15 protein-coding genes and 2 pseudogenes are annotated in these 14,222 nt (G+C 59.4%); 5 read left to right on the forward strand and 12 right to left on the reverse strand.

Annotated features, from left to right (window positions below; genetic code table 11):
• Positions 1-465: 465 nt before the first annotated feature.
• From AC1DW9_RS33495 to AC1DW9_RS33540, 10 genes are all read right to left on the reverse strand, one after another.
• Positions 466-984, reverse strand: a complete 519-nt coding sequence (locus AC1DW9_RS33495) for an RES family NAD+ phosphorylase (protein WP_476776451.1) — start codon at positions 982-984, stop codon at positions 466-468.
• Positions 981-1,370 (reverse strand): MbcA/ParS/Xre antitoxin family protein, encoded by a 390-nt coding sequence (locus tag AC1DW9_RS33500; RefSeq protein WP_441508894.1) that lies wholly within the window; start codon positions 1,368-1,370, stop codon positions 981-983. The genes AC1DW9_RS33495 and AC1DW9_RS33500 overlap by 4 nt, the downstream gene beginning before the upstream one ends.
• A 612-nt stretch (positions 1,371-1,982) precedes the next feature.
• The gene (locus tag AC1DW9_RS33505; RefSeq protein WP_441508893.1) at positions 1,983-2,297 is read right to left on the reverse strand and encodes a WGR domain-containing protein; all 315 of its coding nucleotides are present in this window, start codon (positions 2,295-2,297) and stop codon (positions 1,983-1,985) included.
• Positions 2,298-2,580: 283 nt separating this feature from the next.
• Positions 2,581-2,724 carry a hypothetical protein gene (locus AC1DW9_RS33510; RefSeq protein WP_476776452.1) on the reverse strand — a complete coding sequence of 48 codons (144 nt, stop codon included), beginning with the start codon at positions 2,722-2,724 and terminating at the stop codon, positions 2,581-2,583.
• 226 nt (positions 2,725-2,950) lie between these two features.
• Entirely contained in the window at positions 2,951-3,214 is a 264-nt protein-coding gene (locus tag AC1DW9_RS33515; protein ID WP_476776453.1) for a hypothetical protein, read from the reverse strand.
• Positions 3,215-3,515: 301 nt separating this feature from the next.
• Positions 3,516-3,830 (reverse strand): WGR domain-containing protein, encoded by a 315-nt coding sequence (locus AC1DW9_RS33520; RefSeq protein WP_441508891.1) that lies wholly within the window; start codon positions 3,828-3,830, stop codon positions 3,516-3,518.
• A gap of 199 nt (positions 3,831-4,029) precedes the next feature.
• Positions 4,030-5,259: a plasmid replication protein RepC gene (gene repC, locus AC1DW9_RS33525; RefSeq protein WP_476776454.1), complete on the reverse strand. Its 1,230-nt coding sequence runs from the start codon at positions 5,257-5,259 to the stop codon at positions 4,030-4,032.
• 284 nt (positions 5,260-5,543) lie between these two features.
• Entirely contained in the window at positions 5,544-6,584 is a 1,041-nt protein-coding gene (repB, locus tag AC1DW9_RS33530) for a plasmid partitioning protein RepB (RefSeq protein WP_441508889.1), read from the reverse strand.
• Entirely contained in the window at positions 6,581-7,792 is a 1,212-nt protein-coding gene (repA, locus tag AC1DW9_RS33535; protein ID WP_441480366.1) for a plasmid partitioning protein RepA, read from the reverse strand. The genes repB and repA overlap by 4 nt, the downstream gene beginning before the upstream one ends.
• Positions 7,793-8,560: 768 nt before the next feature.
• Positions 8,561-8,809, reverse strand: coding sequence for a helix-turn-helix domain-containing protein (locus tag AC1DW9_RS33540; RefSeq protein ID WP_441492550.1), 249 nt, complete (start codon positions 8,807-8,809; stop codon positions 8,561-8,563).
• A gap of 85 nt (positions 8,810-8,894) precedes the next feature.
• Here AC1DW9_RS33540 and AC1DW9_RS33545 point away from each other — a divergent pair, with 85 nt between their 5' ends.
• Genes AC1DW9_RS33545 through AC1DW9_RS33555 form a run of 3 tightly spaced genes read left to right on the forward strand, consistent with a single transcriptional unit; the run spans position 8,895 to position 10,831 of the window.
• The gene (locus tag AC1DW9_RS33545; RefSeq protein WP_441480364.1) at positions 8,895-9,350 is read left to right on the forward strand and encodes a hypothetical protein; all 456 of its coding nucleotides are present in this window, start codon (positions 8,895-8,897) and stop codon (positions 9,348-9,350) included.
• A 6-nt stretch (positions 9,351-9,356) separates the two neighbouring features.
• Positions 9,357-9,986 carry an HAD family hydrolase gene (locus tag AC1DW9_RS33550; protein ID WP_441508888.1) on the forward strand — a complete coding sequence of 210 codons (630 nt, stop codon included), beginning with the start codon at positions 9,357-9,359 and terminating at the stop codon, positions 9,984-9,986.
• A 50-nt stretch (positions 9,987-10,036) separates the two neighbouring features.
• Complete coding sequence (locus AC1DW9_RS33555) at positions 10,037-10,831, forward strand: metallophosphoesterase (RefSeq protein WP_441508887.1); 795 nt, start codon at positions 10,037-10,039, stop codon at positions 10,829-10,831.
• A gap of 202 nt (positions 10,832-11,033) precedes the next feature.
• Here the strand turns inward: AC1DW9_RS33555 and AC1DW9_RS33560 are convergent.
• Positions 11,034-11,274: pseudogene (locus tag AC1DW9_RS33560) on the reverse strand (IS481 family transposase); the annotation flags it as partial.
• A gap of 81 nt (positions 11,275-11,355) precedes the next feature.
• Between AC1DW9_RS33560 and AC1DW9_RS33565 the strand changes: the two are divergent.
• Positions 11,356-11,676: pseudogene (locus AC1DW9_RS33565) on the forward strand (IS110 family transposase); the annotation flags it as partial.
• Positions 11,677-11,834: 158 nt separating this feature from the next.
• On the opposite strand, the gene AC1DW9_RS33570 reads toward AC1DW9_RS33565, so the two are convergent.
• Entirely contained in the window at positions 11,835-12,509 is a 675-nt protein-coding gene (locus AC1DW9_RS33570) for a LuxR C-terminal-related transcriptional regulator (protein ID WP_441492546.1), read from the reverse strand.
• A gap of 239 nt (positions 12,510-12,748) precedes the next feature.
• On the opposite strand from AC1DW9_RS33570, the gene AC1DW9_RS33575 reads away from it, so the two are divergent.
• On the forward strand, positions 12,749-13,108 hold the full coding sequence (locus AC1DW9_RS33575) for a DUF7957 family protein (RefSeq protein WP_441508886.1): 360 nt from the start codon (positions 12,749-12,751) through the stop codon (positions 13,106-13,108).
• Positions 13,109-14,222 lie beyond the last annotated feature (1,114 nt).

The raw sequence follows: 14,222 nt of genomic DNA on the forward strand, positions 1-14,222 counted from the left end.
CATTCTGCTCGGAACGGTCGGCCGACGGGGCTGAGGGCTGAGTGTATCTGCGACTTTCAACGTCGCTAAAACACAGGGGCGGACATAGTCCCGCATGTCAGCGCGCCAGCGTTCCGTCATCAGCTCCCAGCGCAGCTGATGCTGACGTCGGACCGTCTCATGAAGAGCCTTCGCTGCCGCTTCGACAGCGAGTTCAACGCGATTCGTCATCACCCCACGCCCCTCGTCTACGCATCCCCGACCGCTATGCTATGGGCAATGCAAGCCAAGCGAAACGGGCGGATCGCTCAATCAGCCAACAATTCACTGCGCAACAGCTTGGGAGCCACGCTGCACCTTGCGGCTCAGCCAACCCGGTCATGCCCCGCCCGTGATCAGCGCCGGCGCGATCGGTTCAGGGTGAACCTGCCCAAGGCCGCCGGGTTATAGCCGCCAACGTCCCCTCCCCTTCAGCCCGATCGGAGGTCAGCGCCACGACAGCTGATCTTGCGGAAGCCGACCGCTGGGATCGAAGACCGTCACCTTGTGCGGCAGATCCCGTCCCCAGCGCCAGAGCACGAGGTTGAGATCATCCGCTTCGGCGCCTGGTGCGAAGCTTGGCACACGCAGAGCCGCGATCCCCCGTGCTTTGAGCCGATCATGGACCGACCACGAAGCCGGCCGGTCGCCCTCGGCAAGAGCTCCTGCCCAGGCACAGGCCAACTCATCGCGCTCGACCGCATGCTCTCTCCTGCCCTGCTCCGTCGTCAGGTCAGCGATATCCTCACAATCGATCTCATAGGAACACAACACACAGGGGTCGATGCGATGCGCAAAACCCTGGTTGGCCTCCTTGATCGCGGTCATGATGCTCAAGCCGAGATACAGCGCAGGGACCCCCTTTGGGTTGAAGCGGGCGCCCCTGATCGCCGCACCATCCCCCGACAGCGGCTTGAAAGCCCAGCGCGGATCATGTGCCCGGTAGCAGGTGCCGACAAACCTCACGCAAAGCCGCCGAGCGCCATGTGGTCGAGATAGTCCCGAACGGCCGCAGCCTTGCCCTCCTTGACCAGTGCCTCGGCGGTTCGTCCGCCGAAGGCCGGCAGGGGCTGAGCCCGATACCAGGCCATCGCCTGCTCTTTGCCACCCGCCCATTCCGAGACGCGGCTGATGATTTCGAGCATTTCGCGGAGCCGGCCCTGGGTCCGTTGCGCACCGCTCCGCTCGGCTCGGTAAAGCGTCTCGCGAGCGAGACCCGCGGTTTCGGCGAGCTGGGTCTTGGACATTCCGAAGCCGTCCGCCAGCTGAGTAATCGCAATCCTGCCCGCCCGGTCCATATAGGACAGGACCAGGGATTCGCTCTGCAGCCGAGCCTTCACAGCTTGAGCCATTCCACTCCCCTATGTCACATCCAGTCGCACATCCATCTGGCAGAATATATGGCATTCATCGCCCAATTTCAACCTCAGGCCCTATGCGAGGCCGAGCGTGCGCTCCTGACAGGTCCGCCCCCGATCAGCCATCGCCAGGCTTGGCTCGTATCTGTCGATTCAAATCCAATGCGACCACACAAAGCGCCGCCGCCATCCGGCCCGGTGGTGGCTGTAGATCTCGGCCATTACCCTTCCGAGCTGATCGCTCTCACCGGACCAAGCCGCGAAGTGCGCCGCCATGGCCTCCAGCCGTTCGACCGGAATGTCGTGCGCTGTCGCACATTCGAACTGCTGCGCGAGGAAAGCGTCCCCGAGAAAATGCTGACATCACCGGGCAAACGGACCTCAAGGAATCAACGAAGCAATAGCAAAAGCAAAGCTGAACCAATCGCGACGACTACGGCGCTCCGAAGCCGAACCGTGTCAATGCCAGCCATTGAGGCTTCCGCGGTTTCAGGCGTACGCATACCGATGGCCTCCCTATCGAAGGCAGCTTCCTGCAGGCGGACGCCGGGTACAATGCCATTGCCTCTCCACGGCAGCCGGCGCGCAGCTGTTACCACCCGGCAACTAGGAGCCCCGCCCCCCATCCGGTTCAGGCTCATTGTCACCAGCCTCGGTCCTGACGATGCGATAGCCACGCCTGGTCTTCCGGAGCAGCCAATGCTCCAACGCCTCAGCGGCTTCATCGAGACCTCTGTACAGATGCAACCGCCGCTGGCCGGAACGGCCCCATCGCCCCCATTCGCGGATGAGGGCAGCATCTCCGAAAAGCGTTGGCTCGACCGAGAGCACATAGAACCGCGCCATGTTCTGCTGCGGATCGGTCCGATCCAACACCAGCATTTGCAGGCGGGGCGAGGTCGTCACAATGGTGCGGTCCATCTGCGCATTTCGCGCCCAGGTCGGGTTTCGGTCCAACGCAAAGGTTGAATCGGTCCGGCGCCACTGATTCACGCAGGTGATGGGAGACCTCGGGAGCGCGCGCGACTAGGAACGTTGCTTCTCGCGCTTGCGGCTGCCGTCAGGGAAACCAGCATCGGCCGATCGCCGAGTCCTGCCCACGCTCCAGGATGGTTAAACTCCTGCTCGTTCTCATCGATGCGGTCTTTGACGAATGAGGGGTCGACGCTGCCGAGATCGAGCTCAACGATCGGCTCGCCTTCCATCAGCTTATCGGCCCGGGCAGCGTCTCATTGAGCGAGCTTAGGAACGACTTGGACGCGCCCTTAACCGCATAATCGAGCGCCGGCTGCTCCTGCTCGGGAACGTCATCGGTGAGCAGGTTCGCGAAGGGGTTTATACGAGCCAATCCGCGCACTCCTTATTTGAAACAGGCCATTGAAATCGCGRCCTTATTCTTCGTTTTTTACTGCAGTCAACATCACAACCGCCCCAAGCCTGGTGGATGAGGCCTTGCACTTCGAAATTGACAGCATCCATCCGCGCCACGTTCGCGCGGAGCTGACGAATCAAATCGAATGCGACTGCAAGAAGCCGCCGCCAGTCGGAAGGGCGGCGGCTGTGAATCTCGGCCATTATGCTGCGAGCTGATAGCTCTCGCCGGACCAGGCAGCGAAGTGCGCGGCCAAGGCCTTCAGCCCTTCGAGCGAAATGTGGTGCGCGGCAGCAAATTCGAGCTGCAGCGCGAGGGGAACCTCACCGAGAAAAACGCTAACTTGACCAGGATGCTGCTTCGCCTCTGCGATATCCGAAAGGCAACAAGCGAGCGCTGCGCCGTCAAGCTGTTCGCTGTAGAGCGCATTTACCGTGGTCAGAACTGTTGCCAAGGTCTTGCTCATAACCCCCACAAAATAGTCGTGATGCGGACTTCACACACGCTGGCGCACTTGCACCCGGGCGCGAGGCGCCTGTCGAGCACCCCTCACCGGACAAACGCGGCAAGAGCTCAACGATGCAGCGCCAGAAGTAAAGTTGCTGCGATAGCGACAACCCTGCACTCCGAAGCAGAACTCCGTTGATGCGAGCCATTGAGGCTTCCGTACTTTCAGGTGGGTGCATAGCGACCGCCTCCTTCTGAAAGGCTGCTTCCTGCAGGGGAACAATGGCGGTAGCCCCCACGCGGCCGTCGCCGCCCGGCAACTAAAATGCCCTCCCCTGACCCAACTCAGGCTCATTTCCTCCTATCGCGGTGCCGACAATGCGATAGCCGCGCTTGGTCTTTCTAAGCAACCAAGCCTCCAGCGCCTCAGCCGCTTGGTCGAGATCCCCGTACAGATCCAACCGTCGCCGGCCGACATTGCCCCACCGCCCCCACTCGCGCACGAGCGCGAACTCGTCAAACAAAGTCGGTTCGACGGCCAGCACATAAAAGCGCGCCATGTTGCGCGCCTGGTCCCGCCGTTCGAGGACCAGCATTTGCAACTTGTAAGGAGGTGGTTCGAGCACGTGTTCCATGCCGCCACTCCATCCTCGCGGCAGGACGACGTCCAACGCAAAGCTTGAATCGATTGGCTATCATCGATTCACCGGATTGATGCGAGCCACCCAAATGAACACTCTTGTGGGCTCCCTCCCCACCCGCGGGCCAGACATCGCCTCATCACGCGAGCGCAGGCTGCAGCTTCATTAACCTTAACAAACTTCCCCCGCACGATTACGCGCTTCGCTTTTCGCGCGTTCGGGATCCAATCAACGCCATCAGCATTGGCCCTAATGAGAACTCACCCACTTCGGCTCGCCGCGTTAGGTTTCTCAGATAGCCCCCCGCACTGTTGATAGCTTCAGCCTTCTGCAGAATGGCGGCGACCACGATCGATGCCTCTATCTCTCCCAAGACCGCCAGTGCCCCGGCCCAGGCGCTCGGACTAATTCCGAGGATAGGCCTGACCACCGCTACGGTTGCCACCAAATCCCTCCAACTCGAGATACCGCCACGGCTGTAATCAATGATGTCCGGGCAGGCATCCAACACCATCCCTAAGGGATAAGCGCGAACTGGCAGGCGCGTCGTTTCAAGCTCTCCCTCCGAAGCGGCCACCCTGCTTTCTCGAAAGCTAGGTTCAAAGTCAGTGAGGGAGTCTGGTTTTGAATTCTGTATGTGACGCTCAATATGAGACTCATTGCCGCTCATATTTTGATTTTTAACGTGCATTTCCAGAAGGCTGTGCACTTCGTCCGCGAGCATCGAAAGCTGCTGCGCTAGCGGCTCCAGGACGACCGCAGAGCCCTTCCGCGGCAACCGGCCGAGAAGTGTGAGGAGTTCGCCTTGAATATCGGCCCAACTAGCGGGGCCTACCCCCTGGCGTTGGGTCGGGATGCTCTCTTCTATCCCCATCGCTATCATCTTCGCGAGGTCGCGACGGCAGATTGTGATGCGCTCGCGCACAAGCTTCAGCGCCCGCTCTTCAGCGCGAACCTCTTCTGCCCAGGCTTCGAACTCCTCGGCCCGCGCAACCAGCGGCGCCAGGTCGAACCCAAAAGCGAGCTCGATCTCGCCGTGGCTGCCCTTGCGCGCATAGCGCTTGCCGTTCGGGCTGTCGCGGCGAACGATGAGCCCCGCATCTACAAGGACAGCAAGATGCCGCCGCAGTGTCGCCGGTGCCATACCATGGGCACGCAGACAGAGTTGGTGGTTGGACGGGAAGACGATCAACCCTTCGCCAGTCAGCACGGTCTCCGGATGAAAGGTCAAAAGGGCATCCAGGACGGCAAGCGCCCGCTCGGACACGCCGACTCGAGTCTTCGCCGTGCAGATGTCACGAAACACATTCCATTTATGAGTCGCCTTGGCGGGCGGGCAAGCGTCTGCGATCACTTGGCCTGCAACATGCGCAAGCGTCAGCGTTCGCCGCCCAAAGGGCGTCGTCGAAAGTCTTTTTTCCATGGGTCTTCGCCTGATTAGGGCAAAAGAAGTCCGCTCGCCGAAAAGGCGCTCAAATCCCAATGGGACTCTTGACGGGGATTCAGGGAAGTGCGATTCTCAAGTTGCCGACTATGAGAAGGGCTTCCGGAACACCGTTTCGGGGGCCTTTTTCTTTGCCTACTGCCGTTAGCTTCGTTGTTGCCCAGGCCTTCGAGGACTCAACACTATCGGGCCTAGCCGAGCTGCTCCCATTTCCTCTCCTTCATTCCCAGCGTTTCAAAACCTTGCCAGCTGACAAGGTCTCCTCACCTGGAGCCCTTCGCAGCACTCGCTTGGCTGAGATATCGATCCATCAGTGATGGCAGTTCGCCCCTGAGGAACTCTGCGAATGAAGCCGCATGAGCTCGATCAACGACGAGGCGCACCTCTTTGGACGTAAAACTCGCTCGCCCGAGTCGGTCTCCGGACCCGGCAAGCAGCGCGACTTCCGTCTGAGACGGCGAGCCTGATGGCTGCACAGCCGCAAGAATCTCCCGAAAGCGTTCGTCAGAGGGCAGCGCCAAAACCTTGTCAGCTGACAAGGTTTTTCGAGCCAGTTCGAGCAGCGCTGGTTTTTCCCCCACGGCCCCCGCCAACTCAAGCCAGCGCGGCCGCCCGACCTTTGGCGCGCGACCAATCATCGTAATCAGGTCGATGGGTAGTGCGCGCCAGACGGAACGCATCCGCGCCATTTCTTGATCGTCCAACGACAGCGCCGCTTTGATGTCGCGCGGCTTAATCCCCGCGTTCTCCATTCGCCACGCGAACAAGGCGCGCTCGATCCAGGTCAAGTCCTGGCGGCTGCCATTCTCGAGGCCCTGTGCGACCACCAACTCCGAATCAGAAAGTGACCGGACCAACGCCTTTACCGGCACACCTAGGTCGCGTGCAGCTCGGACACGGCGGTGCCCGTAGATGACCTGGTAGCGCCCCTCCAGCTCCGAGTGCGGCCGAACCTGGATGGGGATCTGTTGTCCTTCTTCCAGAAACGTCTTCCGAAAGGCTTCAAACTCGGCCGGAGAATCGTCCGCTAACCGATCAGGGAACGGCGACGGGTCAATCAGTGCCGGATCAAGTTCCTTAAGGCCAGCGGCCCCGGACTCGACCAGTGCTTTGAGTCGATCGCGCTCCTCGCGAATATCGGATAGCGTCCGCTGAGTGGCTCCGATTACTCCAGCCGGCACTCTCGGAGGCGGGGTGTTCAGCGCGCTGTCGAGGTTCGGATCCGTTTCGCTTGCGGCGGAACTAGCGGTCAGCGAGAGCGCCCCAAAGCTGGAGACGATCGAGCGGCGAGGCGGCTTACTCATGCTCGCCCCCAGGTCTGCTTGATCAGATCCAAAATTCCTTCATTGACTGCGTCGAACGACTCCCGTGCGCGCTTGAACGCATCTCGGCCGATCTCCCCCGACTCGAGCTCATAGATGCTACGCTTGGCGAGCCCCGCCGCCTCAACCGCAGTGCTTTCGACTGCCGTCGGCGTCATGACGTCATCAGGGAACAACGTCCGCAGCATCGAAACAATCTCGGTCTGCGGCTTGTCGTACGGATTGTTGCGAGTGACCAAATAGCGAAAGAAGTCCTGGCGCATCGTGGCATTCTCGCCGGCGATCACATTGATCAGGTCACCCATCATCAACAAGAATTGGCTCATTGACGCCACATCGAGCATCGCTGGATGGATCGTCACGATCATGCCCGTCGACGCGTAAATCGCGCCGAGCGTCAGATAGCCAAGGGAAGGGGGTGTATCGAGGACAACAACATCGTAGTCAGCTTCCACCTCGTCGATGGCCAAGCCCAGGCGCTCGAAGAATAAGCTGTCTGTCTTTGTTCCTCGTGCGAGCACGCGAGGCGTGTCGTACTCGAACTCCATAACCTCGAGGTTGCCCGGGACCAGATCGACGCCGTCAAAGTAGGTTTTCCGGATGATCTCCCGCATCGGCCGGCGCAACTCGTCGTATCGCAATGCCGCCCAGATCGTTTCGTTGTCGCCAACGTCGATCTCGGGCTGCGCGCCGAACATCGCAGACAGTGAAGCCTGGGGATCGAGATCTATGGTCAGCACCCGATAACCCTGGAGGGCGAGAAAGTGCGCCAGATGCAAACTCGTAGTGGTCTTCGCCGAACCGCCTTTGAAGTTCGCAACCGCGATAACTTGCAGGTGCTCGCCACGGCGCCGGTGAGGTAAAAAGCGCAGCGCCTCCGTAGGCTTCTGCTGGGCAAACAGGCGCCGTAACTCATTTACCTGCGCGAGCGTGTATGCCCGATGATTGTTCTCAAGCCGAGCGGGCAGGGGACCTTTGCCCTCGTTCGACATCAGCTTCAACGTCGAGTCTGGAATGGAGGTAAGTTTTGACACCTCATTCGTCAGGAAGTGTCGCAAATGCTTCTGCGCGTGAGGGGGGTACATCCGTTCACGCAAGACATTCAGCTGACGTGACAGGACACCTGCATGTCGCCAGACGCGCTCCGCGGCTTCACTATGGCGGATATTCTTCGCCAGGGGGTCGGCCATTGGCGCTTCGTGTCCTCATTGTCGGGTTAAGGGCGTTTTAGCGCCCATTACCCGACAAGCTACGCCACGATTCTCTCTGGGCGTCCAGCCATTTAAGGTTAATGGATTCTGACCTTTGTGGAGCTTTTGCCGAGTCTGAAACTTAAAGGTTGGGATCAGAGCAGGAAAGCCATTAAATATCATTGGCTTATCGGAATGCTCATGGCCTATTTCCGGACACGCTCCAGGCCAACTGGAGTATATGCCCTAGACGCGCCAGGAGATGGCAAAGTGACGCCCCCTGACGCGTCTAGGGCAGATTGGTAGAATCAATCCTTGCCCAAAGGCCTAGTTGCTCGAAGCCGACAGGCGAAGTTGGGTGGGGTCGACAGTCTGCACGCCGCATATCCACCGTCGTCAAAACACGTCGCGGGAGCCGCAGCGCCGCTGGCTGCGGCAACGTTGCGATGAACCATCGGCTGGATGAACCATCGGCTGGATGTCTAAGACGCCGGACAAAAAGCTCACGCGCGCGTGGTAACGCAGCGCCGGAAGTAAATCGGGATTGCTTCGACGCGGTTGTCATTTGACCAGCGGACCCGGTGCTTGCCGTCGGAGAACATCTTTTCGGAACGTTCGCCTTAGATCTCACGCTTGCCGACGAGGACCTCGACGGCTTCGAGTACCCGATTTGTCCGCATGGGCGAGGGCGCAAGAAGTGACGCGGGACGTCCCGTCGAGCACTTTTTTTGCGGCAGTTATTGCGTCAAACCAGCTTGTGACTCCGAATTACGAGCAAGGCCACTCGTCCAGCAGCTCCCTGAGCTTCACGTTCAGCGCGATCGCTGCACGCTCTAAGGTCGTCAAAGTGGGGTTGCGTACCCCCCGCTCCAGCCCGCTGACGTAGGTCTGCTCCACGCCCATACGTACCGCAATTTCATCCTGAGACAGCCCGGCTGCGATGCGGGCTCTCCGCATATTTTTCCCGAAGGTCTGCCGAACGTCCATGAACTGAACGAAGCGGAGCGCCTCTTCCATTTCTAGGCATTATAGTATCTAAATCGAAGCCCACGTCGCTACAACGCGGATAGAACGGATCTCAATTCCTCCTAGGTGCCGAACCATGAAAGAACCAACCGACGAAGAGCGGGCGCGCTTGAGCGGCTCCGTCATGCGCGTGTTCGTCAACATCGCGAAGCGATGGGATCTCCCAGAGCGGCGACAGCTTCAACTGCTTGGCTGCAGGCAGCGAGAATTTCACCGCTGGGTTCGCCTCTCCCGATGGCACAAGCCGCTGGTTCTCGAAACAGACACCATGATGCGGATTTCGGCGATCTTAGGAGTCTTTGGCGACCTGCGGCAGTTTTTGAGAACGGCCGAGGAGGAAAGGCGTTGGCTATTGCGCCCAATTGAGGCCGAACCGTTCGCTGGGCAGGCACCGATGGAACTTTTGTGCGTGTCGTTCGAACGTCAAATGGAAGTTCGGCAATGCCTGTCAGGCGTCGTCCGTCACATCGCCCCAAACGAAGCTGACGAGAACTTTCGGCCGTACACCGTCGACGACATAAAGTGGCACTGAGACTCGATGACTGAGATCCGCGCGATTTGCTTCGATGCCTTTGGCACCGTTGTCGAGATCACCGATAAGCGGCAACCATTCCATGCGCTTCTTGCGAGCGAGCCTTCAAGAGCCGCCGCCGTGCAGGCGCTTACTCAGCCGCTCGGCCTTCGCGAGCTTTCGCGCGAGATCGCCACCTTCATTGATGAAGACAAGTTGGCGGAGCTTGAGGCCGATCTCAAGGCCGAGTGCGCTTCGACCCGGGCAAGGCCGGGCATGGATGGGGTTTGGGCTGCACTGCGAAGGGCGAGGCTCAAAATCGCCATCTGCTCGAATCTAGCGGCGCCATACGAGGAAGCGCTGATCGAGTGCCTCCCGGGCTTCCCGGACGCGTTCATTCTTTCCTTTCAAAGCGGGCTGATGAAGCCACAGAAAGAAATCTATCAGCTGGTTTCCTCGCAGCTCGAACTTCAGCTGTCACAGATATTGTTCGTGGGCGATAGCCGCGAAGCCGACGTGATGGGCCCCATCGCCGCAGGCGCCTCCGCAATGCCGATTGCCGAGTTCGAAGCGTCCTATGCCACGCGGCCATCGATCTATGCGCCAAGTAGGATCGTCAAACTCTTCGCCCGAATTGCCGCTGCCAAGGCAGGCTGAAAACTTCGGCCGCCCGCTCGATCGCGCGGCCATCTTCGAATGGACATAGAATGCGCCTGCTAGTGATTTCCGACATTCATCTCGAATGTGGAAAGTTCGAGTTTCCAGCCCCAATGCCCGAATTCGACGTCGCCGTTTTCGCCGGCGACATCGGTCAGCCAATTTCCGCAGCGGCCCAGTGGCTGTCCACGCAAAGGGAAATCGGACCGCTGCAAAATCGGCCGATCGTCTACGTTCCAGGGAACCACGAGTTCTACGGAACCGAATTCAAATCCAATCTTGCTAAGGGCGCGGAGGCGGCCGCGCTCGCCGATGTTGATCTGCTTTTTCGCCGGACGGTCATCATCAACGGCGTCCGCTTCGTCGGATGCATCTTATGGACCGATTACCGGCTGTACGGGACGCCGAAGCCATCCATGGTCTATGCCGGCCAAACGCTGAATGATCATCGCCTCATTCGCTATCGGGAAGAGGGAGGGCACTATAGCCGGTTCATGCCATGGCACGCTGCGGCAGAACACAGGCTGGACTTGACGTTTGTCCGGCACGAGCTTGCCATACCTCACAGCGGCCCGACTGTCGTGGTCACTCACCACGCCCCCCATCCACATTCGATCGCGTCGCGGTATCAGGGCAGCCCGCTTACGCCTGCCTTCGCTTCTGACCTCAGCAACATTATTGAAGAGTTTCAGCCTGAACTCTGGATCCACGGTCACGATCACGGGTCGCATGATTATCGAGTCGGACGGACACGCGTCTTCGCCAATCAGGCCGGCTATCCAAATCTTCACGGCGACCGGGAAAATCACGGGTTCAACCCTCGCTGCGTCGTTGAAGTTGCTTAAAGGGAAGGGGCCTCGTCGACCCGTCGACGCTGCCTTCGGGCTTGAACAGGGGTCGCGATAGACAGGGTCGCCGAAGGTGACTAGCGCCCGCTCAGTCGCGCGGGTGCACGGTGATAACTGGGCACGTCTTGCGCGCGATATCAGTCAAGTGCCGAATGACCTGGCTTGTGCCTGGCATCGCAGCGAACAGCCGGCAGGCTCAGCGGCGCAATGATGAGCGCGTCAGATGCGGGATCGTCGCCTGCGGAGCATAGAGGCAATCGTCGAGCGGCAGCAGAGCATGCCGGCGGTACGATGACCGCCTCCTCCTCGATCGACAGCACGGTCGATCGAGGCTCGCATGGACCGGTCTTGAGATCCGCCGTCGAGCTCCGTCTCTTCCACTTGGCCACCGTCTTCTGGTTGATGCCGTCGCGCTTAGCCAGAGCCCTCAAGCTCTCTTGATGGGATGGACGGCGCCTGCACCGGCACCATTCTTAAGGCAGGCGCGTTGCCATCACGGACCATTCCGAGGAGCCCCATCCATGCGCAAGCAGAACATCGACCTGTCCGCAGCTGTAACGGTCGGTCTCGATTTGGCGAAGCTTATCTTCCAGGTTCACGTGGTCGACGGCAAGGGCGGTGTGTTGCTGACGAGAGCCATCAGACGTCGCGACCTCTTGCCCTTCTTCGAGCAGCTACCGCCATGCCTGGTCGGGCTTGAAGCTTGTGGCTCCGCCCATCATTGGGCGCGTAGGCTAATCGGCTGTGGTCATGATGTGCGGCTGATGCCGCCGGCCTACGTGAAGGCCTATGTCCGGCGCCAGAAAAATGATGCAGCAGATGCAGCGGCAATCTGCGAGGCTGACCGTTCATAAGCGCTGCGATATTGGAAGCAGGGTGCATCTCGAGATCCCTCGCACGAACCACCGTGAGTACCCGCTCTGCTCGTAAGAGAGTACGGAACTTGAGATAATGCGCGCGATGGTTCGATGACGCTAACGGGCTCAACTCGGGCGGCGTTCTATGGCCGAATCCGTGTGACCGATGTGCCGCTCGGCGGCGGGATGTGCTTTTGCGCCGCGATGACGACCTCAAGTCGATTTCGGACATGCATCTTGACCATCAGGTTCGTCATGTAGCCCTTGACGGTTTTGGCGCTGAGCGAAAGTTCGTGGGCGATCTCGTTGTTCATCTTCCCGAGCAGCAGCAGCCTTACGATCTGCTCCTCTCTGACGCTGAGCCTATCGCTGGCTGGCTTCTGGCGCTCCCGGTTCTGGTCTTTCAACGCGCCAATCAACTTGGCGGCGAAGGAGGGGGTGACATGCACGTCGCCTCGTTGCGCTGCATTTAGAGCCTGAAAGAGATCGTCGGAAGGGCTGCCCTTCAGAACGTAGCCCTTGGCGCCTGCGTTCAGAGCCGCAATCGCATCATCCGTGCTGGTTGAGGCTGTGAATACGACAATTCTGGTCTCAGCAGCGATCTTCAATGTGTCGGAGATAGCCTGAAAGACATCCCCAGCCATGCTCAGATCGACGATCATAAAATCGGGCTGATGGGTCTTGGTGATCGACAGGATATCATCCGCGACGTTCCCCGTCGCAGTGAGCGTGAAACCGCCCCATCGTCTCAGTAGTGTAGCAACGCCCTCGGCCAACAATGGGTGATCGTCAACGATCGCGACCGTCCGGTCCGGCATGGGCCAGTTCCCTTCTGATTCGTCTCCCCCCGGCCAATGATCCCGATGGTTGCGTAGCCAATGATCGATGTAAAACGAGTTCGAACAGGAAGAATGGCGACCCAATTAACTCTGTCGGACGCTGTGTCTTTGCGGTGCCCCGACTGTGAAGTCGTCACCACGCAATGCAGACGGTTTCGAGAGACAAATAGCCCGCCCCGAGTCATTCTCTGAAGCCGCGAGAGTGATCGGGGAGGGCAATGGGAGCGATTGTTTTCACGGCGAATGGCAATTTCATCGTCGTAAGGAACGGTGACGGGCCGTTGGCTGTGAAAGGCCTCTATCGGGGTGCACCCATCAAAACCGCTATCCCATTCGGCCCGGAGCGATGCATCGTCCTGATAGATCCCGAATCCAGCAGGGCCAATCTCTTCGAGAACCTGCTCTGCATTGGCAAAACCGGCCGAGCGCTATGGCGGGCGGCTTTACCGAGCATGCCTGATACGTTTATCGACGCCAGCCTAAGTGAGGCCGGCATTCTGGCGCATAGCATGAGCGGCTATCGCCTGGTGATTGATCCGACGACGGGCGGTGAGATCGAAAAAGAGTTCGCCAAATAGGTGCCATTGTCCGACCGACCTGCGCTAATGCCGTGGATCGTGCACAGTGATAGCCGGGCAGGCGCAAGGAGCGATACCTCCCGGGAACGGTCGCGTTTTTGCCACTGCTGTCAGGCTACGGCTCGGTCGTCGCGTAGCGTCATTCGGGAATGGCACCCCAGGCTTAGGGGACGACAGTGGATTTTGCCCGACGGGCAAGCGGTCCGTTACCCATTCGACGAATCCGCCAGCCAGCCAACAACAGGTCGCCGCAGAAACACTTCCTTCATGTGAAGTTAGAAGTATCTGAAGGCAGTCGTGGTGGCGGTTCGGAAATGCGCAGCATCATCAGTGCCGCCAAGGCGGTTTGGCCGTACCTGTTCTCTGTAGTTTACGGGGTGCTTGACCGCCAGTTCGGGGATCGAGTGTTCGACTGGATCAAGCCTTCGATCCCACAAGGGCTGTCTCCGGAGACTTTGCGCCTGCTAGCGACATACGTGCCTCCATTGCTGTTCATCGCGCTAGGATTCTACTTGAATTTCGGAAGAAAGCGCAGTTCACGTGCGGCAAGTTCGAAAAGAAATAACATAACTGAAACGGGAGATCCCGCTAGATTGAATATCATCTCTCAATCTGGTCCGTTTCCAAGAGATTCTTGGCATTTATACGTATACCGCGTTAAATTGACTAAGCCGATATCCCGAATTTCCATAAGAGCGCAGGGCGATAACGTGATCGCGATGGACGTCTCTCGCCCAATCGTTGGGCTCCGTTCCTCGACATCGAAAGGCGAGGTTTCCAGAGCCGCATTGCCTGGCGGGCTCGGATTGGCGGAACAGTTTTCCAATGCCAGTGGCGAATACGAGATAATCGTCGTGTGCAGTACGGAGGACGCTCCGTCGCTCGCATGTGACCTTACGCCTTAAGGTACGCCGACCGGATCCAACACTCCATTCCGTCAGTTCCAGATCGCGTGGCCGGCGCTGCATGCCTCACGGTGGAAGCGTCCGGCAATCCCCGGCAACTGCGGCGCGTGAAATCCTATMGTGAACTAGCCCGATCCATTACGGTGCTTGTCGGGGATGAGAAGCTCGTGTTGCCTGAGCCTTCCGGACGTCGCCCAGTTGAGGAAAAG

The sequence above is a fragment of the Allobosea sp. P4_E12 genome, from assembly GCF_056401655.1.